The sequence below is a fragment of the Devosia sp. Root413D1 genome (assembly GCF_001425235.1).
Classification (GTDB): Bacteria; Pseudomonadota; Alphaproteobacteria; order Rhizobiales; family Devosiaceae; genus Devosia_A.
In genome coordinates this window covers 969723-994272 of the sequence record NZ_LMEA01000011.1, presented here as the reverse complement: position 1 = coordinate 994272, position 24550 = coordinate 969723, and the positions used below count along the sequence as shown (strand labels likewise).

Annotated in this window: 34 protein-coding genes; 14 read left to right on the top strand and 20 right to left on the bottom strand. The window is 63.3% G+C overall.

All coding sequences use genetic code 11. The annotated features are described in order from the left end of the window. Nucleotides 1–35 precede the first annotated feature (35 nt). Nucleotides 36–2132 carry a catalase gene (locus tag ASC89_RS22150; RefSeq protein ID WP_055884061.1) on the bottom strand — a complete coding sequence of 699 codons (2097 nt, stop codon included), beginning with the start codon at nt 2130–2132 and terminating at the stop codon, nt 36–38. A 192-nt stretch (nt 2133–2324) separates the two neighbouring features. Here ASC89_RS22150 and ASC89_RS22145 point away from each other — a divergent pair, with 192 nt between their 5' ends. From ASC89_RS22145 to ASC89_RS22130, 4 genes are all read left to right on the top strand, one after another. Next, nucleotides 2325–2972, top strand: coding sequence for a hypothetical protein (locus tag ASC89_RS22145; protein ID WP_055884058.1), 648 nt, complete (start codon nt 2325–2327; stop codon nt 2970–2972). Continuing rightward, nucleotides 2959–3375, top strand: coding sequence for a phage holin family protein (locus tag ASC89_RS22140; RefSeq protein ID WP_055884055.1), 417 nt, complete (start codon nt 2959–2961; stop codon nt 3373–3375). The genes ASC89_RS22145 and ASC89_RS22140 overlap by 14 nt, the downstream gene beginning before the upstream one ends. Beyond that, nucleotides 3375–4343 carry a DUF3618 domain-containing protein gene (locus ASC89_RS22135; protein ID WP_056001817.1) on the top strand — a complete coding sequence of 323 codons (969 nt, stop codon included), beginning with the start codon at nt 3375–3377 and terminating at the stop codon, nt 4341–4343. Before ASC89_RS22140 ends, ASC89_RS22135 begins: the two co-directional genes overlap by 1 nt. Nucleotides 4344–4501: 158 nt before the next feature. Continuing rightward, on the top strand, nt 4502–4996 hold the full coding sequence (locus ASC89_RS22130; protein ID WP_055884050.1) for a ferritin-like domain-containing protein: 495 nt from the start codon (nt 4502–4504) through the stop codon (nt 4994–4996). 39 nt (nt 4997–5035) lie between these two features. Here the strand turns inward: ASC89_RS22130 and ASC89_RS22125 are convergent, their stop codons facing one another. Together ASC89_RS22125 and ASC89_RS22120 are read right to left on the bottom strand one after the other, a co-directional pair. Then, a complete protein-coding gene (locus ASC89_RS22125) occupies nt 5036–6157 on the bottom strand; it encodes a PAS domain-containing sensor histidine kinase (RefSeq protein WP_055884047.1) in 1122 nt (373 codons plus the stop codon). Between the two features lie 3 nt (nt 6158–6160). Then, nucleotides 6161–6949 (bottom strand): alpha/beta fold hydrolase, encoded by a 789-nt coding sequence (locus tag ASC89_RS22120; RefSeq protein ID WP_056001814.1) that lies wholly within the window; start codon nt 6947–6949, stop codon nt 6161–6163. Between the two features lie 164 nt (nt 6950–7113). Here ASC89_RS22120 and ASC89_RS22115 point away from each other — a divergent pair, with 164 nt between their 5' ends. Beyond that, entirely contained in the window at nt 7114–7488 is a 375-nt protein-coding gene (locus ASC89_RS22115; protein ID WP_055884042.1) for a response regulator transcription factor, read from the top strand. Here ASC89_RS22115 and ASC89_RS22110 read toward each other — a convergent pair. Beyond that, nucleotides 7485–8159, bottom strand: coding sequence for a hemolysin III family protein (locus ASC89_RS22110; protein ID WP_056001811.1), 675 nt, complete (start codon nt 8157–8159; stop codon nt 7485–7487). The genes ASC89_RS22115 and ASC89_RS22110 overlap by 4 nt on opposite strands. Nucleotides 8160–8309: 150 nt before the next feature. On the opposite strand from ASC89_RS22110, the gene ASC89_RS22105 reads away from it, so the two are divergent. After that, complete coding sequence (locus tag ASC89_RS22105) at nt 8310–8564, top strand: DUF6894 family protein (RefSeq protein WP_056001808.1); 255 nt, start codon at nt 8310–8312, stop codon at nt 8562–8564. Nucleotide 8565: 1 nt separating this feature from the next. Further along, nucleotides 8566–9306, top strand: a complete 741-nt coding sequence (locus tag ASC89_RS22100; RefSeq protein WP_244488513.1) for a Crp/Fnr family transcriptional regulator — start codon at nt 8566–8568, stop codon at nt 9304–9306. A gap of 30 nt (nt 9307–9336) precedes the next feature. Here ASC89_RS22100 and ASC89_RS28575 read toward each other — a convergent pair whose 3' ends face one another. From ASC89_RS28575 to ASC89_RS28265, 7 genes are all read right to left on the bottom strand, one after another. Further along, a complete protein-coding gene (locus ASC89_RS28575) occupies nt 9337–9483 on the bottom strand; it encodes a hypothetical protein (protein WP_156384722.1) in 147 nt (48 codons plus the stop codon). A 141-nt stretch (nt 9484–9624) separates the two neighbouring features. Further along, a complete protein-coding gene (locus tag ASC89_RS22095; RefSeq protein ID WP_055884033.1) occupies nt 9625–9990 on the bottom strand; it encodes a hypothetical protein in 366 nt (121 codons plus the stop codon). A gap of 29 nt (nt 9991–10019) precedes the next feature. Beyond that, nucleotides 10020–10403, bottom strand: coding sequence for a response regulator (locus tag ASC89_RS22090; RefSeq protein WP_082533520.1), 384 nt, complete (start codon nt 10401–10403; stop codon nt 10020–10022). A gap of 397 nt (nt 10404–10800) precedes the next feature. Continuing rightward, the gene (locus ASC89_RS22085; RefSeq protein ID WP_056001803.1) at nt 10801–12381 is read right to left on the bottom strand and encodes a PAS domain-containing sensor histidine kinase; all 1581 of its coding nucleotides are present in this window, start codon (nt 12379–12381) and stop codon (nt 10801–10803) included. A 651-nt stretch (nt 12382–13032) separates the two neighbouring features. Then, entirely contained in the window at nt 13033–13668 is a 636-nt protein-coding gene (locus tag ASC89_RS22080; RefSeq protein ID WP_056001799.1) for an SH3 domain-containing protein, read from the bottom strand. Between the two features lie 259 nt (nt 13669–13927). Beyond that, entirely contained in the window at nt 13928–14329 is a 402-nt protein-coding gene (locus tag ASC89_RS22075; RefSeq protein WP_056001796.1) for a hypothetical protein, read from the bottom strand. A 25-nt stretch (nt 14330–14354) separates the two neighbouring features. After that, complete coding sequence (locus tag ASC89_RS28265) at nt 14355–14756, bottom strand: response regulator (protein WP_162247983.1); 402 nt, start codon at nt 14754–14756, stop codon at nt 14355–14357. Nucleotides 14757–15286: 530 nt separating this feature from the next. Here ASC89_RS28265 and ASC89_RS28570 point away from each other — a divergent pair. The 3 genes from ASC89_RS28570 to ASC89_RS22060 all read left to right on the top strand — a co-directional run bounded on the left by ASC89_RS28570 (nt 15287) and on the right by ASC89_RS22060 (nt 16442). Next, nucleotides 15287–15484 (top strand): hypothetical protein, encoded by a 198-nt coding sequence (locus tag ASC89_RS28570; RefSeq protein ID WP_156384721.1) that lies wholly within the window; start codon nt 15287–15289, stop codon nt 15482–15484. A gap of 1 nt (nt 15485) precedes the next feature. Further along, nucleotides 15486–15677 carry a hypothetical protein gene (locus ASC89_RS22065; protein ID WP_055884015.1) on the top strand — a complete coding sequence of 64 codons (192 nt, stop codon included), beginning with the start codon at nt 15486–15488 and terminating at the stop codon, nt 15675–15677. A 438-nt stretch (nt 15678–16115) separates the two neighbouring features. Then, nucleotides 16116–16442, top strand: a complete 327-nt coding sequence (locus tag ASC89_RS22060) for a hypothetical protein (protein WP_056001790.1) — start codon at nt 16116–16118, stop codon at nt 16440–16442. A 384-nt stretch (nt 16443–16826) separates the two neighbouring features. On the opposite strand, the gene ASC89_RS22050 is transcribed toward ASC89_RS22060, so the two are convergent. Together ASC89_RS22050 and ASC89_RS22045 are read right to left on the bottom strand one after the other, a co-directional pair. Further along, the gene (locus ASC89_RS22050; RefSeq protein ID WP_056001784.1) at nt 16827–17087 is read right to left on the bottom strand and encodes a DUF6894 family protein; all 261 of its coding nucleotides are present in this window, start codon (nt 17085–17087) and stop codon (nt 16827–16829) included. Between the two features lie 293 nt (nt 17088–17380). Next, the gene (locus ASC89_RS22045) at nt 17381–17695 is read right to left on the bottom strand and encodes a hypothetical protein (protein ID WP_056001780.1); all 315 of its coding nucleotides are present in this window, start codon (nt 17693–17695) and stop codon (nt 17381–17383) included. A 380-nt stretch (nt 17696–18075) separates the two neighbouring features. Between ASC89_RS22045 and ASC89_RS22040 the strand changes: the two genes are divergently transcribed. Beyond that, nucleotides 18076–18945, top strand: a complete 870-nt coding sequence (locus ASC89_RS22040) for a Ku protein (RefSeq protein WP_056001777.1) — start codon at nt 18076–18078, stop codon at nt 18943–18945. Here ASC89_RS22040 and ASC89_RS22035 read toward each other — a convergent pair. From ASC89_RS22035 to ASC89_RS22015, 6 genes are all read right to left on the bottom strand, one after another. After that, entirely contained in the window at nt 18942–19766 is an 825-nt protein-coding gene (locus tag ASC89_RS22035) for a Ku protein (protein WP_055883996.1), read from the bottom strand. The two genes, ASC89_RS22040 and ASC89_RS22035, sit on opposite strands and share 4 nt — an antisense overlap. Nucleotides 19767–19962: 196 nt before the next feature. After that, complete coding sequence (locus tag ASC89_RS28565; RefSeq protein ID WP_156384720.1) at nt 19963–20145, bottom strand: hypothetical protein; 183 nt, start codon at nt 20143–20145, stop codon at nt 19963–19965. A 53-nt stretch (nt 20146–20198) separates the two neighbouring features. After that, nucleotides 20199–20387 (bottom strand): hypothetical protein, encoded by a 189-nt coding sequence (locus tag ASC89_RS22030; RefSeq protein ID WP_056001775.1) that lies wholly within the window; start codon nt 20385–20387, stop codon nt 20199–20201. Nucleotides 20388–20539: 152 nt separating this feature from the next. Then, complete coding sequence (locus ASC89_RS22025; protein ID WP_156384719.1) at nt 20540–20848, bottom strand: hypothetical protein; 309 nt, start codon at nt 20846–20848, stop codon at nt 20540–20542. Nucleotides 20849–20929: 81 nt separating this feature from the next. Beyond that, nucleotides 20930–21277, bottom strand: coding sequence for a hypothetical protein (locus ASC89_RS22020; protein WP_056001769.1), 348 nt, complete (start codon nt 21275–21277; stop codon nt 20930–20932). An 85-nt stretch (nt 21278–21362) separates the two neighbouring features. Beyond that, nucleotides 21363–21563 carry a DUF2934 domain-containing protein gene (locus tag ASC89_RS22015; protein ID WP_055883984.1) on the bottom strand — a complete coding sequence of 67 codons (201 nt, stop codon included), beginning with the start codon at nt 21561–21563 and terminating at the stop codon, nt 21363–21365. 320 nt (nt 21564–21883) lie between these two features. Here ASC89_RS22015 and ASC89_RS28560 point away from each other — a divergent pair, with 320 nt between their 5' ends. Then, the gene (locus tag ASC89_RS28560) at nt 21884–22072 is read left to right on the top strand and encodes a hypothetical protein (protein WP_156384718.1); all 189 of its coding nucleotides are present in this window, start codon (nt 21884–21886) and stop codon (nt 22070–22072) included. A gap of 31 nt (nt 22073–22103) precedes the next feature. After that, on the top strand, nt 22104–22961 hold the full coding sequence (locus ASC89_RS22010; RefSeq protein ID WP_055883980.1) for an alpha/beta fold hydrolase: 858 nt from the start codon (nt 22104–22106) through the stop codon (nt 22959–22961). Between the two features lie 17 nt (nt 22962–22978). Here ASC89_RS22010 and ASC89_RS22005 read toward each other — a convergent pair whose 3' ends face one another. Next, the gene (locus tag ASC89_RS22005; RefSeq protein ID WP_056002008.1) at nt 22979–23944 is read right to left on the bottom strand and encodes an SDR family oxidoreductase; all 966 of its coding nucleotides are present in this window, start codon (nt 23942–23944) and stop codon (nt 22979–22981) included. A gap of 170 nt (nt 23945–24114) precedes the next feature. Between ASC89_RS22005 and ASC89_RS22000 the strand changes: the two genes are divergently transcribed. Continuing rightward, complete coding sequence (locus tag ASC89_RS22000; protein ID WP_056001766.1) at nt 24115–24519, top strand: low affinity iron permease family protein; 405 nt, start codon at nt 24115–24117, stop codon at nt 24517–24519. Nucleotides 24520–24550 lie beyond the last annotated feature (31 nt).

Genomic DNA, 24550 nt, shown 5'->3' with positions numbered 1-24550 from the left:
TTCGGCCTGTCATCAGAGATTGACCCGGGCCGTGCTCACGCCCCATCCGGGCGATCCCAGAAGCGCAGGGCCGTGCAGGTCTTTATGAACGCTGCGGCGTCGGTGCTGGCGAGATCGGTGAATCCGTCGTCGAGATCGTCGGGCAGCCCGGTCTTGGCGAAGAGCTTGTTTGCCGCTTCGACGAAGCCGATGAACTTGTAGTGGGCGTAGGCGTCGGCGACGAAATCGCGGGCCGCCGGGAGTTTCAGCAGCGACAGCACCCCTTCGTCGCCGGGCAGCACCGCCACGGCGTCGAACAGCACGGAGGGGCCGCCATCGATCTTGTGGTGCGCCGCGAGCATCGTGCCGTCCTTGGCGGTGATCCCCGCCACGCTGGGGGCGATGAGCTCCATCGTGCCGCCTGCCGCCGTCACGGCGGCCTGCAAAGCATCGAGCAGCGCGGCATCGACGCCGTCGGTAATCAGCACGCCGAGTTTCCGGCCTTTGAAGGTGGCCGGCGGGTTCTTGAGGATCGACAGCGCGTCCGATGCAGGCAGGTCAGGACGCGGGGTCACAGCGGGAGACGCGGCGGCCGGCAGCGCCTTGAGGCCGAGGCCGTCGGCGACCGTCTGCGCCAGACCCTCATCGATGTTGAGGAGATGTGAGACGACGCGCTCGCGGATGGCCGGCACTTCGACCTTGCTCAGCTCGAACACCAGGGCATCGCCGATATGGCGCTGCTCGATCAGCGACTGGCTGATGAAGAACTGCCGGGCCTGGCTGTAGTGATCGGCAAAGCTCTCGGGCCTGAGGCGTTGCTTGGGCCCCTCGGCTTCCTCGGCAAAGCTCTCGAAGCCGGCCGCGGTTTCGCGCGGCCCGCCGATTTCCGTGCCCCAGGAATTGGGCTCGTAATTGGCGCGTCCCTTGGGGTTGTGGAAAGCCATGTGGCCATCCTGCTGGAAATTGTGGAACGGGCATTTCGGCGCGTTGATCGGCAGGTGGGTGAAGTTGGGCCCGCCCAGCCGCTTCAGCTGGGTATCGAGGTAGGAGAAGTTGCGGCCCTGCAGCAGCGGGTCGTTGGAGAAATCGATGCCCGGCACGATGTTCTGCGTCATGAACGCCACCTGCTCGGTCTCGGCGAAGAAGTTGTCGGGCATGCGGTCGAGCACCAACCGGCCAACCGGCGTCGCCGGCAGCAATTCTTCGGGGATCAGCTTGGTGGGGTCGAGCACGTCGAAATCGAAGCTGTCGGCGAACTTCTGATCGAAGGTCTGCAGGCACAGTTCCCACTCGGGGAAATCGCCAGCCTGGATGGCGTTCCACAGGTCGCGGCGGTGGAAATCGGGGTCGGCGCCGTTGATCTTCACCGCCTCGTTCCACACCACCGACTGTATCCCCAGCTTGGGCTTCCAGTGGAATTTCACGAAGGTGGATTTCCCCTTGGCATTGACCAGCCGGAAGGTGTGGACGCCAAAGCCTTCCATGAAGCGGAACGAGCGGGGAATGGCCCGGTCGGACATCACCCACATGATCATGTGCATCGATTCAGGGGTGAGCGAGATGAAGTCCCAGAAGTTGTCGTGGGCGCTCGCCGCCTGCGGAAACGCCTTGTCGGGCTCGTCTTTCACCGAATGGATGATGTCGGGAAACTTGATCGCATCCTGGATGAAGAACACCGGGATATTGTTGCCCACCAGATCCCAGTTGCCCTCCTGGGTGTAGAACTTGACGGCAAAGCCACGCACGTCCCGCGCCAGGTCGAACGAGCCCTTGTTGCCGGCGACGGTGGAGAAGCGCACGAAAACCGGCGTCTTCTCGCCGGCGCGCTGGAACAGGTCGGCGCGTGTCAACTCGGGCAGCGGCTTGTAGGTCTCGAAGAACCCATGTGCACCGTAGCCGCGAGCGTGCACCACGCGCTCGGGGATGCGTTCGTGATCGAAGTGGAAGATCTTCTCGCGAAAATGCGCGTCCTCGATCAGGGTGGGGCCGCGCGCGCCCTGCTTCAGGGTGTTCTGGTCATCGGCAACGGGCATCCCCTGCTGTGTGGTGAGAACGTCATAGCCCTCCTCGGCGCGCTGGTGGGTTTCGCCGCCTGCGCCGCGCCTGACGGGCTGGTCGCCATAGGTAATCGTCGACTTGGTAGTTCGGGCCATGGGTGCTCCTTGGCCCGCGGATCGCGCGCCTTTCAAGCTTAGCGTGGCTCGCGCGCGATCGTTCCGTCGCAGTGGCGAAATTGAGTTGGGGCTGCGCCGGAACGATGTCCCCTTCGCCAAGTTGAATTGTCAGCAGCCACCGAGGAGCGCCGCCTTACGAGCGCTCTCGTGGAGTTCATAGGAGCAGCACAAATGGCCCCCGATTACCCCACCGACACCGACCTCAGCCCCGACCGCACCCGGTCCGATGCCGCCGCGCTCACCGAAACCGCCCAGAGCGACCTCAGCCATCTCGGCGAGGAGGTCAAGCAGCAGGCCGCAGCCATCGGCGACGAGGCCATGACACAGCTCGAGGGTGCCACCGAAAAGGCCAAGGGCATGGCCGCAGATCAGAAGGACCTGCTCGTTGCCCAGCTGGGCGGCGTCAGCGGCGCCCTGCAGAAGGTAGCCGGAGAGCTCGACAGCAGTGGCGAGGCCGGCAGCCGCTATGTCCGCATGCTGGCCGACGGCGCCGAAAAGCTGACCTCGACGGTGCGCGACAACGATGTCGACCAGATCATCGGCATCGCCCAGGATTTCGGGCGGAAGCAACCGGTTGCCTTCATGGGCGCCGCTGCCCTGCTTGGCTTTGTCGCCTCTCGCTTCGTCCTCGCCTCCGCTTCGCGCAAGCCCGATGCAGCGGCTAGCCCTTCGGGGTCGGCCTACAGCTCGACCTACGGTTCGGGCAACAGCTCGAACTACGCTTCCGGCCGCTCAGGCCCGGGGCAGGGCTCGATGCAATCGGGTTCGAACCCCTCGACCTCGGTCTTTAACGAGGGAGGCCGAAATGGCGGATACTGAGCGCCCGCACACCCTGACCGACCTGCTCGGCGGCTTGGCCGGCGACATTTCCGGGCTGTTCCGCAAGGAAATCCAGTTGGCCAAGACCGAGGCGTCCGAAAAGCTCGGTGATGTGCTCGCCGCCTCCAAGGGCCTCGCCATTGGTGGAGTCCTCGCCATCGGCGCCGTCGGCGTCTTTTTGTCGGCACTGGTGATCGGGCTCTCCTGGGGCCTCGTCGCCATCGGCATGTCGGAGCAGGCCGCGGGCTTCATTGCCTCCATCGTGGTGGCCGGCGTCGTCGGCATCATCGCCTGGAGCTTCATTTCGAAGAGCCTCGAAGCCTGGAAGGCCACCACTTTCGAGCTCGACCGCACCACCCATTCCCTCGCGCGCGATGCCGAGGTCGTTAAGGAGAGCCTGTGATGAGCAGCTACGGAAAAGACTCTGCCCAGCTGGAGCGCGAAGTCGAACAGCAGCGCCAGCGTGTCGAAGACCGGATCGGCGAGATCAAGGACCGGCTGTCCCCCGGCCAACTGGTGGATGAGCTGCTGAGTTACAGCAAGGATGGTGGCCAGCATTTTGCCGCCAATCTCGGCCACACGGTTTCCAATAACCCGCTGCCGGCGGCGCTTCTGGGCATCAGCCTCGTCTGGCTGATGAGCGGACAGGGCCCGAAACTCTCGGCGCCAAACCCGGCGCCGCAGCCCAGCCGCTACCGCTCCGATTACCCCTATGCCACCGTCTCGGGTGGCCTGCGCCGGGTGAACCACGCGGCCGACGAGTCCGGCAAGTGGTTCAGCGAGTTCGAAGATGCCGGCGGCAGGCGCTTCAAGGCCGAATCCAACGAGCTGGGTCACCGGGCCGGCGAGTTCGTCGACGAAGCGGGCAAGAAGTTCGGCGGCTTTCTCGATGAGGCCGGCCACCGGCTGCAGGATTTCCAGGACGAAGCCGGCAACCGCATCGACGAGGCGGCAGGTTGGGCCTCCCATGCCTGGCAGGACCTCCGTCACCAGGTCGGCGATATGTTCGACAGTGTGCAGCAGCAGGCCCGGCATGTGGGCAGCAGCGCTCAGCACCAGACCGATCGCGCCACCAAGGTGGTGATGGATTCATTCCACAACCAGCCGCTGGTCGCGGGGGCGCTGGCCTTTGCCGCGGGCGCCGCCCTCGGCGCTGCGCTGCCGCATACCGAGCAGGAAGACAAGGCCGTGGGCGAACTGGCCGATGAGGTCAGGGGCAAGGCCATCGATGTCGCTTCGGAGGTCTACGAGGAGGGCAAGACCCGTGTCGCCGACCTCTACGAGAAAGGCAAGGATGGCGCGGCCAAGGTCTACGACGAAACCGTCAAGGCCGTGAGCGACAGCGTCAACGGCACCCCCGAGCTGCATTAGCGGGCGGGGATTTGCCGAACCGCAGGTCGGGCGGGCGAGGCTCTGTAAGCCAGCTTGTCTGTCCGGCCTGCCTGCTCGACCAGCGAACGGCAGTCGGGCTGCACATCTCGTCCGTTCGCACCCATCACGTTTTCACCACCACCGCTTGGAGAGCCAAAATGGCCACCGAAGAAAAGACCCTGGACGACCTGTTCCTCGATACGCTCAAGGACATCTACTACGCCGAAAAGCAGATCGTGAAAGCGCTGCCCAAGATGGCCAAGGCGGCGGTCTCGCCCGAGCTCAAGGCCGGTTTCGAGCAGCATCTGCAGGAGACCGAGGGCCATGTCGAACGGCTCGAGCAGGTGTTCGAGCTGATCGGCAAGCCGGCCCGCGGCAAGACCTGCGACGCCATTCTCGGTATTCTCGAGGAAGGCAAGTCGATCATGGAAGATTTCAAGGGCACGATGGCGCTCGATGCCGGGTTAGTCTCGGCGGCGCAGGCAGTCGAGCATTATGAGATCGCCCGCTACGGCACGCTCAAGAGCTGGGCGTCGACGCTCGGCATGAAGGATGCCGTGGCCCTGCTCGATGCAACGCTGCAGGAAGAGATCGCGACGGACAAGAAACTGTCCAAGGTGGCGATCGGCAACGCCAACCTCAAGGCGGCGTAACGCATTCGGCGGGGCTGGTGCCCGGCACCAGCCCCGCCTTCAGGCCTGCGGCATGCGGAAGGTGAAGCGCGTCTCGGTTGCATCCGACGTCACGTCGATCCGCCCGCCATGCGCCTGGGCAATCTGCGAGGCGATGTAGAGCCCCAGCCCCAGGCCCTGTACCCGCGAGTTTGGGTTGGAGCGATAGAATGGCTGGAACAGCTGAGCCATCGCTTCGGGCGGGATTGGCGGGCCGGCATTGGCCACCGAAAGCTCGAGTTCGCCGGCGCGCAGCACGGCATCGACCCGTACCGGCTGATCGGCCGCCCCATGAGTGATGGCATTGGCCAACAGGTTCGAGAACATCTGCGCCAGCCGGGCGTGGTCGGCCTCAACCTCCGCGGCAGCATCGAGATGCAGCTCGATCTCGCGCTCCGGATAGCTGGTCCTCAGTTCTCCCACCACTTGCGCCAGGGTCGGCAGCAGCGGCTTCAGGCTGCGGTTGAGCTGCAGCCCGCCACCCAGCCGGCCGCGGGCAAAATCCATCACATTGTCGATCAGCCCGCTCATCCGCAGCACGCTGCCACGGATCAGTCCGATGACCCGCTGCGATTTCTCGCTCTGCGGTTCGCGCATCAACAGGTTCGTGCCGCCGTCGATGGCGGCCAGCGGGTTGCGCAGGTCGTGCCCGAGCACGGCGATGAACTGCTCGCGCAGCTCGGCCGCCTCGTGCTCGGCCAGCAGCAGGCCTTTCGACAGCCGGGTTTCGGCCTGTGCGGTCTCGGTGGCGTCGACCAGCTCGCGCTCATAGCGGCGCCGCTCGGTGGCCCGAAACACCGTCACCCGGGTGAACAGCAGTTCGCCTTCGGAATCGCGGCGCTCGGCGGCATTGGCGAGGACATGCAGCGGCGTGCCATCGGCGCGGATCAGGTCGAGCGCCACCTCGTCAAAATACCCCTGCATGCGCAGCAGCGGCGCGAAATGGGTTTCATAAAAGATCTGGCCGGCAGTGCTGAGCAGGTCGCGCAGGCGCTTGCCGACAAGCGCGTCGGGCGCGATGCCGAGCCAGCGCGACAGGGTCTGGTTGGATTTGACGATCCGCCCGTCGCGGCCGAGCGAGAGATAGCCGCACGGGGCATTCTCGTAGAGATCTTCGAGGTCTTCGGCAGCCGGCCCTGGCATCGTTCAGATGAAATCCCGGATCGCCGCAATCACTTCGGCGGGCGCGCTGAGATTGGGGCAGTGGCCAGTCGCTTGCAGGATCTTCATTTCGCTCCCGGGAATATTGTCGCGCACATAGGCGCCCACTGCCTCTGACGCGATGATATCATCGCTGCATTGCAGGATCAGCGTGCGGGCGGTCACCTTTGCGAGGTCGGCGCGGTTATCGGCGGTGAACGTGGTGCGGGCGAACTGCCGGGCGATCGCCGGATCGGTGCGGCAGAAGCTGTTGGTCAGCTCCTCCCCCAGTTCCGGGCGATCGGCATTGCCCATGATCGCGGGGGCCATTGCCGCCGACCAGCCCATATGGTTGTCGGCGAGCGAGGCCAGCAGCTCCTCGATCTGCTGGGCGGTGAAGCCGCCATGATAGCCTTCGGCATCGATGTAGCGCGGCGAGGGGCCGACCAGCACCAGGCTCTCGAACATCTCGGGCGCCTTGAGCGAGGCGAGGACGCCGATCATGGCGCTGACCGAGTGGCCGACGAACACGCCGCCCCCGACGCCGAGGGCCCGGCCGATTTCCACGAGGTCGTCGGCATAACCCTCGAGTGTGGAATACTTGCCGGCATCATAGGCCGACAGGTCGGACTTGCCGGCGCCGACATGATCGAACAGCACGGTGAGATGGTCGGCCTCGAAGGCGGGGGCCACGAAGCGCCACATGTTCTGGTCGCAACCGAACCCATGCGCAAAGATCATCGGCTTCAGGCCCGCACCGGCGGTAACGACGTGATTGCGAACGATAACGGTCAATCGAGGCTCCGACTGGGCGCGCGGACTGGCCGCCGCAGCCTTAACGCGGCGGGAGCCGAAAGGATCACGGCCCGGCGCGAGTCATTGTGTTCACGAGTTACGTCCCGTGAAGGATCGATCGGGGCCGCTGGGAGTTGATGCTGACTTACCCTTGAGGTGATGTCGTGACACATGCTGTTTCAGTGCTGGTAGTCGAAGACGAAGCGCTGATCCGCATGGATATTGCCGATCAGCTGGAGCGCGAAGGGTTTTTCGTCTTCGAGGCCGCCAATGCCGACCAGGCTATCGTCGTGCTCAATGCCGAGCCGAGCGTGCGCATCATGTTCACCGATATCGACATGCCCGGCAGCATGGATGGCCTGAAGCTGGCCGCCGCGGTCAGGAAGCGCTTTCCACCGGTACAGATCATCGTCACCTCGGGACATCGGATGGTCGAGATCAACGAAATGCCCGATGGTAGCGTGTTCTTCGGCAAGCCCTACCAGCACGCCGCAGTTATGGCGTCGATGCGCCAGTTGCTTGCCGCGCCGCCGCGCTAAAGCCGCTGCAGCACCATGCAATCGAGCACCGCCCACAGGTGGATGCTGGCGCCCAGCACCACGAAGCAGTGCCAGATCACGTTGTGGAAATGCAGACGCTCCCACAGGTGGAAGATGATGCCGGAGCAATAGGCAACGCCCCCGGCGATGATCAGCAGCAGCGTGCTCGCGGGCAAAACGCTGGCCAGCGACTGGAAGATCAGCACACCGCTCCAGCCGATGCCCAGATAGAGCAGCAGCGCCAGCCGACCGAAGTGCTGCGGCACGATCAGCTTCAGCGCAATGCCGATCAGCGCCGCGCTCCATACCGCAATCAGCATCACCGTGCCCGCAGGGGTGTCGCCGAGCAAAGCGAGGAGCGGCGTGTAAGTGCCGGCGATGAGGAGGAAGATGGCAGCCTGGTCGAAACGGGCGAGGAGCCGCTTCAGCGGCGCGACCGGCGCCAGGTTGAAAGCGAGGGAGATGCTGAGCACCAGCAGCAGCGAGGCGACATAGACGCCGAGCGCCGGGGCGGTCTCGATGCCGCTGCTGGCGACGAGAAGGCCGCCGAGCCCCAAGGCGACAAGCAGCCCGATCCCGTGGATCACCGCATCGCCGATCAGTTCCAGCCGGGAATAGGGTTTGCCGCGATGCCACCAGGTGCGATCGGGGTAGGGGGTTAAGGTGATCATTGGCACGCCTCGCTGTGACAAGCTCAACGTGCCCGGGGCCCCACCTGATCCATCGTCCATTGAATCTATTGCAGCGTGGGCGACGGAACGCATGCCAGCCGACCCCGTTTGTCTCGCACACCAGCCAGGTGGGCTTCACGCGAGTTTGGCATGATCTACTTCTTCGACGTACGCGACGGGGACGACCTTTCGCCTGACGACACCGGCATAGACCTCCCCGATCCTGCCGCCGCCAGGCTGCAGGCGACGCTTGCCCTGACCGAGATGGCGCGAGATGACCTGCCGTCCAATGGCGACGAGCGGAAGCTCTCCATTCACGTGCGCACCGCCGAGGGGCCGCAGTTCGACGTGTCGCTCGATTACGAGTTGCAAGTGACGAGCGGCCAAACCCCAGACCAGGACTAGCATGGCCCAGATAGACCCAGACGCCTTCAACCCGTTCTTTTCCATGGTGTCGGTCAGGGACGATCTGACCGACGAAGAGCACAACGCCATTCTCGCGGCCGCCGGTGCGTCGCGGCGCTTCGCGGCGGGCAAGGATATTGTCACGCAGGGTGATCGCCCCGGCTTTAGCACGCTGGTGGTCAAGGGCATGACGGCGCGCTATTCGACCGTCGAGGACGGCGGGCGGCAGATCACCGGCCTTCATATCGCCGGGGATTTTGTCGACCTCCACTCGTTCCCGCTGCAGCTGATGGACCACTCGGTCACCGCCATCACGCCATGCGAGGTGGTGACGTTTCCGCACCAGCAGCTCATGCACATCACCGAGAACTATCCGCACCTGACGCGGGTACTGTGGCTGCTGACGCTGCTCGACGGCGCCATCCACCGCCAGTGGATGGTGACCAAGGGCCGGCTCACCGCCGACGAACAGATGGCGCACCTGTTCTGCGAGCAGTTCGTACGAGCCCAGATGGCGGGCCTTGCGAACGCCCAGAGCTATCCGTTTCCGCTGACCCAGGCGCAGTTCGGCGATGCCTTGGGGCTATCGATCGTCCACACCAACCGCACGCTGCAGCGGCTGCGGCGAACCGGGGCGCTCGAATGGGAAGACGGCGTGGTCGAGATCTTCGACTGGCCGCAATTGCGCGAGCTGGGCCAGTTCGACCCGACTTACCTGCATCTCGAGAAACTGCGGCGCTAGTCGAGGCCAGCGATGCCGGTGCCTCGACGTTCAGTCCTTCGCGGGCTTGGTGAGCCCGGGCTGTTCCTGTTTGGAGCCGTCGGGGCGCCGGCCCAGATCGTCGATATTGTCGTCCATTTGCTTGCCCGCGCCACTCTCGATTGGTTCCGGCCTCGGCTTCGGCTTGTCCTTGCTCATTTCAGGTCCTTTCGGGGAAATGCTGCAATCGAAAAAACACTCGCCGCACCCAACGGATGCGGCGACCAATTGTAAGGGCTTCCCGCTCTTGCTGGCGTTGAACCTCAGGTCCAAACGTCGGTTGCGGGGGTTCGTTCCGCCTCAGGTCGCTGAGCGTTGCCCCACTGCGGGACCCTTTCTCGCGGTTGCCTCGAGCTGGTCGATCATCCTCCGAAAGGCGGCGTCGACGTCGAGCAGACGGCTATGCTCGGGCTCGCCCTTGATCGCCGCGCGGAATTCGCTGTGCCGGCGACGGATCTCGGCGAGCAGGGCGCCGGCCTCGAGCCGCGCGAGGTCCCGATCTTCCTGCGTGCTATAGAATGACTCGGCGAGGCCGCGGAGCCGCGCCGCCTTGCCGTTCCAGCGCTGCAGGTCCCCGATAAACGGTTTGAGCGTGCCATCGGCGCGCCTTCTCTCCAGCACGCTGGTCTGGGCGTTCCGGTGCTGCATTGTGTCGGTAGCCGGCATGGATGGTTCTCCGTCGAGAGGCCTTGAAGTCAGTCGGCCTGGTAGGCGCTCGTTGCGGGAACCAGCCCCGCCACGGCGGCGAGGAGGTCCTGGTCGCTGAAGGGTTTGGGCATGACCCTGGCATCGGGAAAGTGCTCGCACACCTCCTCGACGCTGGCGGCGGTACAGAAGACGAAGGGGATGCCCTCTTGCCTGAGCCTTGCCACCAGGCCCTCCGGCTCGGCGTGCTGCAGGCGGAAATCGATCACCGCCAGGTGAATCCGCTGCTCCGCCAGAAGCGCGAACGCCTCGTCGATATCGGTGGCAATGGTCACCCGGTAGCCCGCACCAAGCAGCGGCGCCTCGATGACCGAGGCGATGAGATAGTTGGTCTCGACGACCATGGCCGTCAGGCCGGGTAATTGGTGTGTCATGTATGCGCGCCATACGCAGGAGGACCCATCCACCCGGTGGTGGATCGGCAGGCTCGATGCGCTTCGCCAGGACGCCCGGTTGCAGCAAGACTAGTGGTGCCCTGAGGGCACCGGCTCGACCGGTCAATGGACCCTAGGGCCATCGGCGTCCCGGCGCATTAAGAAAAGACATGTCGTCGGAACTTGCCTCGCACAGGTGGGTTACCTTCGCACCTCAGAGGATCACCCGTGGCAAAGCTTCCCAAGCGCTCGCCCAAACCCGCTGCGAAACCCGAAGGGCAAGCCTCGCCCGACATCAGCGATCTCAGCAAGCCTGCCAAGGCTCGACCGACCGACTGGCCGCCGGCGGCCCGGCCCAAGGGTTAGGCGCATGTTGTCGGCCGCATACCAGCGCGGTTCAGGTAGCGAGAACGCTTGGCTCGGCGGTCACTGCCACCGCCGGCCTGGCGAGGGCGGCTGCGCCTAATGTGCTGGCGATGGCCGCAGCGAGATCCTGCTGACTGAACGGCTTGGAAAGCCGAGGCAGGTCGCGCGCCGCGCTGTCGCTGAGTTCGGCATAGCCGGTGGCAACAAGGATGGGGATATGCGGCCAGGCGGCCTGCACCTTCTGGGCCAATTCCGCGCCGGTCATTTTCGGCATGCCCTGGTCGGTGATCAGCAGGTCCACCGTTTGCCGCTCCAGCGCCTCGAGGGCCTCGCGGCCCGAATGAGCCTCCACCACCTCATGGCCAAGCTCCTGCAGCATTGCCATGGTGTTCATCAGTACCAGCGCATCGTCATCTACTGCGAGGACGCGCAGGACCTGCCGACCATCCATGGGGCGAGAGGCCGGAGGGGCGACCGCAGTGTCGGCCTCGGCCTCCGTCACCGGCAGCCAGATCGAGGCGGTGGTGCCGCTACCAGGCTCGCTCTGCAGTTCGAGATAACCACCCGATTGCTGGGCGAGGCCATGCACCATCGAAAGCCCGAGGCCGGTCCCTTTGCCGATCCCCTTGGTGGTAAAGAACGGTTCGGTCGCCTTGGCGAGGGTATCGGCATCCATCCCCTCGCCCTCGTCGGCCACGCTGAAGACGACGTAATTTCCCGGGCGGTCACTTGCCTTGTGGAGGGCGGTGATGCGCACTGTGCCGCCATCGGGCATGGCATCGCGCGCGTTCACCACCAGATTGAGGATCGCCGCCTCCAGCTGCGAGATATCGGTGCGTACCGCCGGCAGGTTCTCGGGAACCTCGGTGCGGATCAGGATGGCCGGCCCCAGCGAGCGCTCCAGCAGGTCGCTCATGCCCTCGACTGTTGTCTTGAGGTTAACCGCCCCCATCTTGAGTTCCTGCCGGCGGGCGAAGGCCAGCATGCGCTGGGTCAGCACGGCGCCGCGGCGCGCCCCCTTCAGGGCGTTGTCGATGAACGGGCTTATGTTGGGGTCGGCATTCATCCGGCGCTGGACGATTTCGAGGCTGCCGATGATCGCCATCAGCAGGTTGTTGAAATCGTGCGCCACGCCGCCGGTCAGCTGGCCGATCGACTCGATCTTCTGCGATTGGAACAGCGCCTCGCGGGCGCGTTCGAGTTCCTGCTGGGCCTGGTGGCGTTCGGTCAGGTCGCGGGTGATCTTGGCAAAGCCGACAAGGTTGCCGTCGGGATCGAGGATGCGGTCGATGACGACATGCGCCCAGAACTGGCTGCCATCCTTGCGGACACGCCATCCCTCATCTTCGAAGCGGCCCACTTCCGCAGCGCGGCGCAGGTTGATCTCCGGCCGGCCGACGGCCCGATCCGTGTCGGTGTAGAAGATTTCGAAGTTCCTGCCGATGATTTCGCTGGGCCGATAGCCCTTGAAGCGTTGCGCCCCGGCGTTCCAGTTGGCCACGATCCCGGTGGGGTCGAGCATGTAAATCGCATAGTCGCTGATCGCCTCGACCAGCAGGCGATAGCGCCCATCGTCGGTGAGTGATGCATCGAAATTGTGAGAATTGTTCATCCAGCCCGCCCGCCGACAACAATGTCGGTCGGTAGGAACTTACGGCGAGGGCTTTGGTTGCCCACCAATGAAAGGGACCCCGACCTTTGCGGGCCGAGATCCCTTTGGTGCACAACGATAGGGGCGTATCGCCGTGGCATGATGAATCCAGGGGGATGGGCTCATCGTCCGCGTGGTGCGGATAAGCAGATAATGCCGTGGGCAAGCGTCGGTTCCCTGCGCGGCGAAAACTCTTCGATTGGAGCCTCACGCACCAGTATGAGCCGCCTGGTTTATGACAGGTAGCGGCGAAGCGGCAGCGTGCATAGGTGGGTGGCGGCGGGACAGCAGCGTCGATAGCCGTGCTTCGGCCATCCACCAACTCTGCTGCCGTCGGGCATAGGCAGCCGCTGCTGTCGCCTGTCTCGACCGAAAGGCCCTCTCGCGCTGGCGCCACAGGTTGACCTCCCGCAGAGCCACCAGCACGCCGGACTTGCCATTCGGCTTAACCCAGATCGGCGGAAGCTGCGTGACCATGGAGGTGCCTCACTGATGGAATGGAGCGACCCGGCGTGCATCCTGACATGCAGCAATGCCCGCCGGATCTTGGCTCCCGGAAGGGGTCCCGGGAGTTTTAGGGATAGCGCCCGCTAGCGGCGCCAACCATTGCAGTTAGTTCAGGCGGTCGAGATAGCGGCAGGTTCGGATCGTCTCGCGCTCCGAGCCGTACTCGAAGATGGCCCGGCGGTCGTTCGGGCCGTCGTTTCGCTCGGCAACGCGGCGTGACAGGATCTGGGCGCGCTGCACATCGGCATCCCGGCCGGCAGCCACGTCGTCGCGGCTGAAGAAAGTGACAAGGCAGACTACGTCACCACGATCGCGGCCGGGGCGGCCCATCATAAAACCGTCGCGGAAGCCAAACAGGCCGTTGCCAAAGCCAAACCCGAACCGCACGTTGACGTCGGGCGCGCGGCCGATGAGTCGCGGATATCCGTCGTCATCGTCGAAGTTTCTGGCAACCTCTACACCGCCATCGGCTGCATTGTAGTAGTCGTCGGCGTTGCCGTTGTCGGCGAGCAGCTTGGCCGAGACCCAGCCATCCGGGCCTGAATGGTCGATCCGGCACCAGCCATTCGCCGCGCACTCGGTCACCGTGACGCTTTCGCCCGCCGCCAGCGTGTCGACGACGCCAAACGAAGCTCCGGGCCCCGAACGGACATTGGCGCCACTGACGGCCTCGGCCGCTATGGCGCCGGTCGATAGCAGCCCGATGAGGAGGGCCGAGCCGAAGAGTGGAAGAAGTTTCATCACAGCGCATCCTTCTTTAATGAGGTCTTGTCCGCCGCGACGACTTAACTTCGAAGCAAGCTGGCAGTTCCGCTCGGAGAAGGCTTATTCGGCGTGCCCGCTGGGTGGCGGCAGCACTCGTTCGCAGCAGCTTTCGGATGGGTTCCATCACCGGTTCGCTAGCGCCAGCCCAGCAGCAGAGCGACCGGAGTCACGACCGCCGCCAGCACCAGAATCCAGAACAGCAGCGTCATCATGGCGTCGGCGACGCGGACTGGCTTCAGTTTTGCTCATCCTGCTGATGGACACCCCATGTCGCCGCTTGCGTGGGTGGAGGCTCGGACGGGCCGCGAGCCGATACGATCTGCAACTGGTCGATCAGCCGCCGAAACGCCGCATCGGCATCGTCGAGCCGGCTGTGCGGCGGCTCGCCCTTGATCGCGGCATGCAGTTCGGTATGGCGCCGCCGGATCTCGGCGAGCAGCGCGCCGCTTTCGAGGCGAGCCAGAGCCCGGTCCTCTTCACTGCTGTAGAACGAGTCCACCAGGGCGCGGAGGCGCGCTGCCTTGGCGTTCCAGCCTTGCAGGGCGCCGATGAACGGCCTCAGCGTGTCGTTGGCCCGCCGCTGCTCCAGCACGCTGATCTGGGCGTTGCGTTGGCGCGTCGTGTCGTAGCTTTGCATGGGGATCTCTCCGTCGAATTGAAGCTCAGGCGCCTACAGACGAGCCGCGGTCGGACACCAGGGCGGCGACCGCCGTGAGCAGTTCCTGATCGCTGAAGGGCTTCAGCATCACCCGCGTGTTGGGGAAGTGCTCGAATACCTCCTCGACACTCGCCGCGGTGCAGAAAATGAAGGGGATGCCCCGTTGTCGCAGCAAGGCAACCAGTCCTTCCGGCTCGCCGTGCTGCAGGCGGAAGTCGATCAGTGCCAGACCGATGTCGCGGGTATCGAGCAGCGCGAACGCTTCGTCAGGGTCGGCAGCAATCGCCACCTGGTAGCCGGCGCTGAGCAGTGGGGCCTCAATCACCGAGGCAATCAGGTAGTTCGTCTCCACGACGAGCGCCGTGGAAGGAGGCGAGTGAGGGATCATGTCACTTTGTAAACGCATGAGGACCATCCACCCGATGATGGAACGGCAGGCTCGACGCGCTTTGCCAGAACGCCCGGAAGCAGCGAGATCAAAGGTACCGGTGAGGCGCCTGCTCGTCCGGCTTGCAAGTATCCTAGCCGGGTCATCGAGGCCGGACATTTACAAATGACATATCGGCGATACCGGAGAGAACGGGGCGGTGGCTTTGATTGCCCCGAGCGGTCAAGCGAAGGGCCGGCATTGTGGAGCCATCGGTGCGGACCGAGATTGAGACAAAGGCCGGGGGGACGTCGCCTGACCCCTGGCCGACTGAGCGCCGGACCCCACTGCGCCTCCCATTCGGGATCCGTCCCTTCATGGCTGGATGTCGTTAGGTTCGATCACCTGCGAAGCTAATGCCGTGTCCCGGGCAGCCACGCGTTGGGATTATTTCGGCTGAGCAGAATATTACTGCCGCCGTGGGAGAAGTGCTGGTGGCACGACCGTTAGTTTGGGAACCGAGGGGGCCTGGACAGGTTGACTTCGCTCATTAAGTGCGAGGCGTGTTCATGCCGAAATTTCCTCACAAGCCACCAGCCCCCAGCGTGCGCTTTACGCTCGGCGGCGCCCTCGCGTGGGCCAAGGCCCAATCGGAAACTCAACCACCGTCGCAGCAGCAAGTAGCGATGGAACTGATTGCCAAGCTCGATCTGCCCGAGCCGCTCAAGGTGCGCCTGCGAGAACTCCACAGCATTGAGGATAACTGAGATGGCGATCATGCTGCAGTTCACCCGCCATACCAAAGCCGAGACTGTGGTGGCGAAATCCGTCGCCGTCGTGAAGGCAGCGCTGCCTGCCGGCAGCGGCATCAGCCGCGATGAACTGTTGGACCTCCTGCTCGAAATCCTCGATGGACCCGAGGCTCTGGAAGTCTACAACCGGGTGATGCAAACCTATTGACGAGCAGCAATGGCCGGCCCCGGCCCCAGTGTCGCGAACGAAGTTCGTGTGGTGAATCTAGACCAGTTGACCACGGAGCGATCGGCAAGCGGATCTTCTTCTATCTTCATGCCCTACTTGGTGCGCCGGCTGGAACAGCGAGCCGCGCGCATCAATGCAGTCGGTGTGCCCAACCTCAGGCACGTAGAAGTGCCGGTGGCGTTTGCGGCGGACCCACCGGCACCTGAGCGTCATCGGCCAAGGCTAGGCGCAGCGGTTTGCCCGATGACACCCATTCCGCTAGTGGCGACCCGACAGGCATCCTGTATGCAGCGATGCCCGTCGGATCTGGCTCCCGGACCAAGGGGCCGGAAGCGGTCGGGACTGTGCCCGATACTTGAGCGCGCGCCTACCGCGCTACGATGGCCCGAAGGGGCTCTGAGGGATGCCACTGACAATATGTGGGTAAAGGTCGGCGCCGGCAGCGCGGCCAGCGGACCTGGCGTTTTGGGGACTCGCGACGCCACCGGCACCGATCTGGCGATATTCAGATCTTCGGCGCGCATGTCAGGCAAGCGGGAGATGCAACTGGGCTTCCGGATGGTCTTCACTGACGTGGCCGCCGCAACCTTCGCGGCCGTATCTGCTGCGAAACCGATCCCGATGACCGTCATCGTTCCGCAGATGGCGACGACTGATGGGAAGGTACCCGCGGAAATCAATGCGCTTGCCATTTTGCACCTCTTGGGAGGTGTCGGCGCCACCCCAATGGGCGGCACACCATAGGGGGCGCCGACTGGTCTTATTTCCTGCACCGTGACGCGGCGTATCGGTGCAGTTTGCCGACACTACCAGACACTGTCTGACGTCCGACTGAGTGCGAGCGTCAGCGAAATTGCAGTTCCCGCAGCCTCGGACGGGAACCGCCGCACAAGCGCGCGGTTTATGACGCGGAATGGGGAGGTGGGAGTGGTCGCTGCCTATCAGTTGCTGGTCCATGTCGCTGTCGCGACACTACTGCTGGCTCTCGCCATTTATGCACCGCTACTGTTCAAGAAGGGGCTGCCCCGGTGGGCGGAAATTGGCGCTGTGGCTATAGGCGCAACCCTGGCGGGCGGGGTGATCTATGCCCTGTTGACCGGGCACTGGCCCTTGAGAAGCTGATCTTGTTCAGGCGACAAGTGAGGGATCGGCCAGTGCCGGTCCCGCCGATGTATCGAAGGCCAGCCGAACTGAGAAGGCTGCGTCGTTGCCGTGCCTCACCCGGATGATGAGCTCTTTCGACGGGCCATCGGACGGCAGCAATTCACGGGCAAGCTCGGTCAGTGCCAGCACCGCCTGGTGACGGGCCCTTCGGTCGCTAGTGCATTCCACGCCAACGTCGTCTCGGGCCCAGCCCGCGCCATCGAAAATGTCGAAGTAATACCGCATGATAGCCTCCACCAGTCACGGAATACGTGGCACGAGAAGCTTGGTTGCAATCTTGCCCTCCGCGTTTGAACACGAACTGTTGCAGATAAGGAAAAGGGCGGTATGGTGCAGTTCGATGCATGGGCCATGGCAGACGGCCGATGATCCGGCCTGGGAAGGAGCATCGTGCTTAGGGGGCGGTACGGCATTGGATGGATGATCGTCGCGTGGCTTGTGACCGTCGCGCTCATCGCAGCCGGTATCTATCTGGTCGGCAACCTTACCCACCTGTTTGGCGGCTAAGCTCCAGTCCCTCAGCCCTGTATTAGGTTGTCGAGGGCCGCAAGATAGTCGACGACAGCAGGCATTTCACGGATGTCATCCATCTCAAGAATGAACGCCTGACGGGTCATTTCCATCTCTCTTCGCAAAGCGGCCAACTGCATTTCGCCGGCAGCCAGTGCGTCAGCCGTTTGATGGCGAGAGTTGTGCATGGCGCGCAACTGCAGCGACTTGCTCCGCCAGCGCTTCAGGTCAGGCAGGTAAGGTGCAACCCTCTCCCTTGCCAGTTTCCGCCGAGTGATCAGCGGACTCATGACGCGCGAGGGTGACGAGTTTTCTTCGTACATTTTGAGGCTCCCGTTGCAGCCTCAAACTTCCGTAGGGTCAGCAGGTTCCGTCGTTGTCGAGGGCCGACAGCGTCGGAACCAAATCGCATTCCTGAGGTTGGAAATCTGGCCTGAGGTTGCCCCTCCCTGGCCTCGGGCCTGTGTGCCGCCGGGCCCCGCTGTCCCTCCCAGCCGGGTCCGGCTTACACAGTCAAAGCCGCCGGCGCCGCCGGCACCCTCAATGATCCCTCCCGCGCCTATAGCCCCAGCTGTCCATCGGTCGGCAGGGATAGAGAAGGGCGGGGTAAGGGTGTGCGCCAGACCGCCGGCTCCTCCCAGCTCCGGAGAGGGAACAGGCTCGCTCTCCAACCGTTGTGAGGTCTCAACGGAGGTCGCGCAAATTGGCAGCTCGAGCAATCTGGAAGGGTGCCATCAAGATCGCGGAGATCGTGTGCCCGGTGTCGATGTACGCAGCCGCGTCGCAGTCGGAGCGCATCTCGCCCCACATGGTCAATCGGAGCACCGGAAACCGCCTCAAGCGGCTCTATGTCGATGAGAAAACGGACAAGCCGGTCGAGTACGAGGACCAGGTGAAGGGCTACGAGACCGGTGATGGCCAATACGTGGTGCTCGAGCCCGAGGAGATCGCAGCCGCGGTGCCGAACAGTGACAAGGCTCTCACGGTCGACCAATTCATTGCCTGCAACAAAATCGAGCCCACCTACTTTGACAAACCCTATTACCTGCTGCCGACCACCGACATTGGGAACGAAACCTTCGTCCTGATCCGCGAGGCGTTGCGAGAGCGAAAGGCGGCTGCAATCGCGCACGCCGTGTTGTTCCGGCGGCTGAGGCCGGTTCTGATCCGTGCACACCACGACGGGTTGATCGCAACTACGCTGAACTTCGACTACGAGGTCCGTTCCGCGTCCGACGCCTTCAAAGGGATCAAGAAGAGCAAGATCGAGCCGGAAATGCTCGATCTGGCCAAGCATATTCTGAAGACGAAGGCCGGCGAGTTCGACCCGAGCAAGTTCGACGATCGCTACGAGGAGGCTCTGGCCGATCTGGTGCAGGCCAAGATCAACGGCAAGAAGATTGTGCCACTTCGTCCTCCCAAGCCAACGAAGAAGAACGACCTGCTTGAGGCGCTACGGCTCAGCGCCGGCGCCAAGGGCGAGTCGGCGTCGCGTCGTTCTGCCAGCAAGTCGAAAACGAACAAGGCTGCGCCAGCTAAGAAAACTGCTCCCGCACAGCGAAAGGCGGGTTAGCGCCCGCCTTTGGCTTGCTGACCGGGCCTGTTCTCCAGGCTCTTCTTCAAAGCGGCCATGAGATTGATGACATTGGTGGGAGCTTCGGGCTCGGCCTCGGCCTCGGCCTTTGCAGGCTTCGATTTCCGCTTAGGCGACTCCTTGGCCTTGATGATCTCTTTGAGCTTGGCCTGCACGGGGTCTTTGACCATGTCCTTGTTCCAGGCGGCTGTGCGCTCCTCGATGATCTTCTCTACCATGCTGAGCATTTCCTTGTCGGGTTTTGCCTCGTCGACCTTCTCGAAATACTCGTCTTCATCCCGCACTTCGTCGCCGAAGCGGAGCGTCCAGAGCAATATGCCGGTATCCCAGGGCTGCAGCATCACTGCGCGCTCGCGATTGCCGAGGACGAGGCGAGAGATACCCACCACGTTCTGTTCGGCCATCGCCTCGCGAATGACGGAAAAAGCCTCTTCACCGACCTCGTCGGCCGGCACCACGAAATAGGGCGTGTCGAAATAGGTCCACTCCACGGTATCGGCCTCGACAAATTCGTCGATGTCGATGGTGCGGACGCTGTCGAGTTTCACGGCGTCCAGTTCCTCATCTTCAAGGATGACGAACTCGTCTTCGGCCTTCTCGTACGCCTTCACCTGGTGATCGTCATCCACCGTCCGCCCGGTCTCGGCGTCGACGTACCGGGTGTAGATCCGGTCACCGGTGGTGCGGTTGAGAGTGTGGAAGCGAACGCGGTTGCCCTCTGTGGTCGCCGGCGAGAGCGTCACTGCGCACGTCACCAACGACAGCTTCAGGTAGCCTTTCCAGTATGGTCGAACTGCCACGATCACCTCCGTCGAATAACGAGGGCAACGCCTTATGCGCACGGTTGTTCCGATGGGAGCGGTCGTAGAGCCTCACGACTTCCGAAACGCGTTAGGGCAGCGACGGCTGAGCAGGAGAGCCCGACGACTCTTCTTGTCGTAGCGGGTCGCAAGCTGGGGGACCAAGGGCACTCCCTGCACGAAGCGATGCCCACCGCTAGTTCTGCTCGTCCTGCTGATGCACGCCCCACGTTGCCGAGCGTTCGCGGTCCTCATCGAAGATCGCTTCCTTCGTCATGCGTGGCAGCTTCTCATGCACGGGCGGGGTTCGTGCAGTATTCTTCAGCTTCGGTGGAATCCGCGGGGACGGGAAACGGTCCTCCGAGTATGCCTTGGACATGGTGTCCTCCCAAGGAAAGGCCCGCCCCTAAAAAGGAGCGGGCCGGGGGGTGTTTACTTGTCGTTCTTGTGGCTCTGGCGCCCGGCTTCGGCATGCTGCTCCCGGGTGCCGCCCTGCGTGCCGGACGACGATTTCTCGCTGCCGGAGCCTTTAGACTGGGAGCTGCCAGACTTGTTTCCGTTACCGGACGAGTTGCCGTTGCCCGATGACTTGTTGCCGCTTGAATTCTGCTGGTTGGCCATTTTGTTTCTCCGCTAAGGATCATCCCTAGGGCAAACCAACCTTGCCGTTTGAGCTTCGTTCCGGATCAAATTACTCGGAAGATTGTCATTTGATATTGACGGCCGAAATGAACTTTCCTGCCGGGGGTCGCCGCAGGCCATGCGGCGACTGTTCAGTCGAGCCCGCGTTGAGCGGCAAACTCCGCAAGGAAGGATTCAAGCCGAAGCTTGAAATCGCCAAATTTGCCCGTTGGGTCCTCTGACGGTGCCGTCTTCAGGAAGTCCTCGAGCAGGGTTGCCGCCTGGGATTCCAAGTCGTCTAGCCGGCTTACGGCGCGGGACCGATGGAGGATGTGGAGGTTTGTGTCGCCGAGGGTGCGGAGAACTTCTAGAAAATCGAGACGAAGACTGTTTAGGCGGGTGGCAAAGGGTTTGATCGACGTCGAGGCGAATAACGATTCCCGAAAATGGTTCTCGTGCATGTCGGCCCCCGCGACAGACACTACCGCACCCACCAGAGTCGAGTTGGTTGCATTTGATCAAGTTTGCGGGCAATTGCCGCGCTACTGGTTGGTGTTTGTACCCTGTTGGACAAACCCACCCGTTACGCACTGCTCAAGCGTGATGGACGACAGGTCCAGCTCGCCCGCCACCTCGGCATCGGATTTGAGCTTGTCCTCCGTGGTCTGATCCATGCTGGTCTCAGGCTCTTGCGTGCCGGTCGCACCTTGCTGAAGTTGCAACTCAGCACAGAGTTTCTCGACTGCCGCCACCTGATCGTCGGGGACCGCTTTGCCCTCGATGGTGCGATCTTGCGCAGACGTGCCCGACGAAACACCCATCAAGAATATTGCTGCAGCAATGCTCACCTTGGCCCAGTCCTGGGCTCGTACACGGCTCGTGATTGCCATGGTTGGATCTCCTCGTGGTCGGGAGCTTGAGAAACGTCGGCAGCGGACGTTGGTTCACACAACAGTTTAGGTCGGCGCTGGGGCATCAGTGGCTTGGAAACCCCGCCACCAGCGGTGGCTGTTCTACCTCGGTCTGCTCGGCTGAAAGATCCAGGCCAAGCTCTTCGGAAAGCTGCCGTTCGGCGCTCTCCCAGTAATGTTTATCTCGCCCTTCCGGTCGGCCGTCGGCCTCCCAGAGGGTGTAGGCGCGGTCCTTGATCTGTTCGTGGGTGGTCAGTGCAGACATGGAAATCTCCATCATTGATAGCGTGGGGACATCAGTGCCAAGCTTGCTACACCTTCGGACGGCTGATGCCAGCGGACGTCACCGCCGGCTTGACCGCGTGGCGCCAGTCTTCTTGCTGTCGTAGCGAACTTCGAGGTCCTGGCCGCCAGCGGCCATGGCGCGATCCAGCGAACGACCTCGGCTTCAGTGGCGGGCATCATCGTCTCCTTTGGTTGCTTTGCGTTGCGAACGCAGAAAGAGCGGGATGGTTCAGCACTTGCCGACGGGGTCGCTGAAGCCGTTATGGTGGGGAGGGATGATTTCAGTCCGCGAGGGGTCGCGTGCAAGTTGCGGCATGGATGTTGTTGGCGTTGAATGTTTCCGGTGCGGCGATCATGGTGAAGTACGGTCTTCCCCGGGAAGTACCGTTTGTCGGTCGCCACGACGCCGATCCGCTCATGGGTTATCTCGGCCTGCTGTTGTTCGGCAGCAGCGTTGCGATCCGCGTCGCGATTACTGCGACCAGCTAGAAACCCTCGATCAGGTGCAGAGGTACGAGGGATGTTCGAAGGATTCGAGCTCGATTTCGTCGATCTATCCGAGGCCCGCCTGAGGGTGCGTCATGGTGGAAAGGGGCCGCCGGTGCTGCTGTTGCATGGCCACCCGCGCACCCACATGACCTGGGGGCAGGTGGCGGATCGTCTTGCCCCATCCTTCAGCGTGGTGTGTCCCGACCTCAGGGGTTTCGGCCAATCGAGCCACCCCGCCGATGCGCCGGATCACGCCGGGTCGTCGAAGCGGGCGAAGGCTCGTGACTGTATCGAGCTGATGGCGCGGCTGGGCCATGACAGGTTTGCCATCGTCGGCCATGACCGAGGCAGCTATGTCGCTTTTCGCGCGGCCCTGGATCACCCCGACAAGATCACAAAGCTGGCCGTGCTGGACGGCGTCCCTATCGTCGAGGCACTGGAACGGTGCGACGCCCGGTTTGCCGAGCTGTGGTGGCATTGGTTCTTCTTCGCGCAGCCGGAAAAACCGGAGCGCGCCATCCTCGCAGATCCCGTTGCGTGGTACGCGGCAACGCCCGAGTTCATGGGTGAAGAAGCCTACCGCGACTTCCGGTCCGCCACGTCGGATCCGGCCACCGTGCACGGCATGGTCGAAGATTATCGTGCCGGCCTGGGGATCGATCGAAGCCACGATGAGGCCGATCGCGCCGCGGGGAGAACCATAGCTTGTCCGACGCTGCACCTGTGGTCCAAACGCGACGACATGGAACTGCTATACGGCGATCCTCTCACGATCTGGCGACGCTGGGCGCCTGCCGTGACCGGCCACGCGATCGACAGCGGGCACCACATGGCCGAAGAGGCGCCGGACGAACTGGCGAGGGCTCTCCAGAGGTTCCTCCGGGACTGAGCCGGCTTCGGTTCGGCTTAGCCGCCGCCATAGCCGCCGATGATGGGCAGAATTTCTCCGGTGATGTAGCTCGACATCTGCGGACTGGCGAGAAAGACATAGGCTGGCGCGATTTCTTCCGGTTGCGCCGGACGCTTCATCGGCACCTTTGAACCGAACTTGCTGACGTCATCGGCCTCCTTGTCGGAGGGATTGAGCGGGGTCCATACCGGCCCCGGCGCGACGCAGTTAACCCGGATATGCCGCTCCAACAATTGACCCGCCAGTGACCGGGTGAAGGCGTGGATGCCGCCCTTGGTCATGGAATAATCCAGTAGCGCCGGGCTACCCTCGATGCCGGTGACCGAGCCCGTATTGATGATGGCCGAGCCCGCCTTCATCACCTTGGCTGCCGCCTGCGCCATGAAGAAATAGCCGTAGAGGTTGGTCTTCAGCGTTTCGTCGAAATGCTCTTCGCTCAGGTCCTCGATACGCTTGCTGTGGACCTGAAAGGCGGCGTTGTTGATCAGGACGTCGAGGTGGCCGAACGCCGCGATGGTCTGCTCGACTGCATCCTCGCAGAAGGCGCGATTGCGCACATCACCTTTGATCACGATGGCGCTGCGGCCCTCATTTTCGACTGCGGCCTTGGTTTCCGCCGCATCTCGGTCCTCGGAGAGATGTGCGATCACCACGTCGGCGCCCTCACGGGCAAATAGCACGGCCACCGCCCGACCGATGCCGGAGTCGCCGCCGGTGATCAAAGCTACCTTTCCGGCGAGCTTCTTCGAGCCAAGATAGAACGGCGCGTCATAGAGCGGGGCGGGATCCAGTTTGAACTCGGCTCCCGGCTTGGGCTGATGCTGCTTCGGAAATGGCGGTTCAGGGTAGGGGCGGGCGCCCGCCTGCATGGCCACTTCCCGTTTTTTTGGGGTGGCGGCATCGGCTGTCGCGACCTCTGCCTGAATGTCCCGCTGCCGCTGAGCTGTAGCTTTGGATGCCATGGTGCTCTCCTTGATGCTGAGGAGGTCAACTTCGGCGAGCAGGGCAAGGTTGCCACGCGACATAACCGACGTCGTCGCGTCAAGATCGCGATCACTGGTAATCGCGCCGGGCTGATCGCCCTCCCGCGGGCCCGCATCCAAATCCCATCGGGCACGTTATCGATGCCACCATGAAGCAAGCACCTGCCAGCCGCATCAGCGGACTGATTTACCGCCTCGCCGACTTCCTGTCGGACTGGCGGGGGTTCGTCGCCACGTTTGTGGCTTTGATGGTGGGCATCGGGATTGGGGCCGCAATGCAGTTCAATGAAGGCTTCATGTTCGCCTTCAATATCTTCCTGTCGGTCGCGGCTATCGTGATCAGCGGCGTTATTCTTGTCGCCGGCGCGCGCAGCGAGGCGGCCCTGCACGTCAAGCTCGACTACCTGATCGAACACTCGCCCGCCACCAACAAGGTCGTCGGGCTCGAGCACCTCGATGCGCGAGAGATCGAGGAAGAGCGAAAGCGCGTCGAGCAAGAAGCTGCGGAAGCCATCGACGACGCGATGGAAGACGCTGGCCTGAAGCGACACTGACCATCCCTATGGGCCACTGGCCCAATCGAAG

What these genes read in the sequence shown, in the direction of transcription:
- ASC89_RS22150 (WP_055884061.1), bottom strand. Translation starts at nt 2,132, where the DNA reads ATGGCCCGAACTACCAAGTCGACGATTACCTATGGCGACCAGCCCGTC.
- ASC89_RS22145 (WP_055884058.1), top strand. Translation starts at nt 2,325, where the DNA reads ATGGCCCCCGATTACCCCACCGACACCGACCTCAGCCCCGACCGCACC.
- ASC89_RS22140 (WP_055884055.1), top strand. Translation starts at nt 2,959, where the DNA reads ATGGCGGATACTGAGCGCCCGCACACCCTGACCGACCTGCTCGGCGGC.
- ASC89_RS22135 (WP_056001817.1), top strand. Translation starts at nt 3,375, where the DNA reads ATGAGCAGCTACGGAAAAGACTCTGCCCAGCTGGAGCGCGAAGTCGAA.
- ASC89_RS22130 (WP_055884050.1), top strand. Translation starts at nt 4,502, where the DNA reads ATGGCCACCGAAGAAAAGACCCTGGACGACCTGTTCCTCGATACGCTC.
- ASC89_RS22125 (WP_055884047.1), bottom strand. Translation starts at nt 6,157, where the DNA reads ATGCCAGGGCCGGCTGCCGAAGACCTCGAAGATCTCTACGAGAATGCC.
- ASC89_RS22110 (WP_056001811.1), bottom strand. Translation starts at nt 8,159, where the DNA reads ATGATCACCTTAACCCCCTACCCCGATCGCACCTGGTGGCATCGCGGC.
- ASC89_RS22105 (WP_056001808.1), top strand. Translation starts at nt 8,310, where the DNA reads ATGATCTACTTCTTCGACGTACGCGACGGGGACGACCTTTCGCCTGAC.
- ASC89_RS22100 (WP_244488513.1), top strand. Translation starts at nt 8,566, where the DNA reads ATGGCCCAGATAGACCCAGACGCCTTCAACCCGTTCTTTTCCATGGTG.
- ASC89_RS28575 (WP_156384722.1), bottom strand. Translation starts at nt 9,483, where the DNA reads ATGAGCAAGGACAAGCCGAAGCCGAGGCCGGAACCAATCGAGAGTGGC.
- ASC89_RS22095 (WP_055884033.1), bottom strand. Translation starts at nt 9,990, where the DNA reads ATGCCGGCTACCGACACAATGCAGCACCGGAACGCCCAGACCAGCGTG.
- ASC89_RS22090 (WP_082533520.1), bottom strand. Translation starts at nt 10,403, where the DNA reads ATGACACACCAATTACCCGGCCTGACGGCCATGGTCGTCGAGACCAAC.
- ASC89_RS22085 (WP_056001803.1), bottom strand. Translation starts at nt 12,381, where the DNA reads ATGAACAATTCTCACAATTTCGATGCATCACTCACCGACGATGGGCGC.
- ASC89_RS22080 (WP_056001799.1), bottom strand. Translation starts at nt 13,668, where the DNA reads ATGAAACTTCTTCCACTCTTCGGCTCGGCCCTCCTCATCGGGCTGCTA.
- ASC89_RS22075 (WP_056001796.1), bottom strand. Translation starts at nt 14,329, where the DNA reads ATGCAAAGCTACGACACGACGCGCCAACGCAACGCCCAGATCAGCGTG.
- ASC89_RS28265 (WP_162247983.1), bottom strand. Translation starts at nt 14,756, where the DNA reads ATGCGTTTACAAAGTGACATGATCCCTCACTCGCCTCCTTCCACGGCG.
- ASC89_RS28570 (WP_156384721.1), top strand. Translation starts at nt 15,287, where the DNA reads ATGCCGAAATTTCCTCACAAGCCACCAGCCCCCAGCGTGCGCTTTACG.
- ASC89_RS22065 (WP_055884015.1), top strand. Translation starts at nt 15,486, where the DNA reads ATGGCGATCATGCTGCAGTTCACCCGCCATACCAAAGCCGAGACTGTG.
- ASC89_RS22060 (WP_056001790.1), top strand. Translation starts at nt 16,116, where the DNA reads ATGTGGGTAAAGGTCGGCGCCGGCAGCGCGGCCAGCGGACCTGGCGTT.
- ASC89_RS22050 (WP_056001784.1), bottom strand. Translation starts at nt 17,087, where the DNA reads ATGCGGTATTACTTCGACATTTTCGATGGCGCGGGCTGGGCCCGAGAC.
- ASC89_RS22045 (WP_056001780.1), bottom strand. Translation starts at nt 17,695, where the DNA reads ATGTACGAAGAAAACTCGTCACCCTCGCGCGTCATGAGTCCGCTGATC.
- ASC89_RS28565 (WP_156384720.1), bottom strand. Translation starts at nt 20,145, where the DNA reads ATGTCCAAGGCATACTCGGAGGACCGTTTCCCGTCCCCGCGGATTCCA.
- ASC89_RS22030 (WP_056001775.1), bottom strand. Translation starts at nt 20,387, where the DNA reads ATGGCCAACCAGCAGAATTCAAGCGGCAACAAGTCATCGGGCAACGGC.
- ASC89_RS22025 (WP_156384719.1), bottom strand. Translation starts at nt 20,848, where the DNA reads ATGCACGAGAACCATTTTCGGGAATCGTTATTCGCCTCGACGTCGATC.
- ASC89_RS22020 (WP_056001769.1), bottom strand. Translation starts at nt 21,277, where the DNA reads ATGGCAATCACGAGCCGTGTACGAGCCCAGGACTGGGCCAAGGTGAGC.
- ASC89_RS22015 (WP_055883984.1), bottom strand. Translation starts at nt 21,563, where the DNA reads ATGTCTGCACTGACCACCCACGAACAGATCAAGGACCGCGCCTACACC.
- ASC89_RS22010 (WP_055883980.1), top strand. Translation starts at nt 22,104, where the DNA reads ATGTTCGAAGGATTCGAGCTCGATTTCGTCGATCTATCCGAGGCCCGC.
- ASC89_RS22005 (WP_056002008.1), bottom strand. Translation starts at nt 23,944, where the DNA reads ATGGCATCCAAAGCTACAGCTCAGCGGCAGCGGGACATTCAGGCAGAG.
- ASC89_RS22000 (WP_056001766.1), top strand. Translation starts at nt 24,115, where the DNA reads ATGAAGCAAGCACCTGCCAGCCGCATCAGCGGACTGATTTACCGCCTC.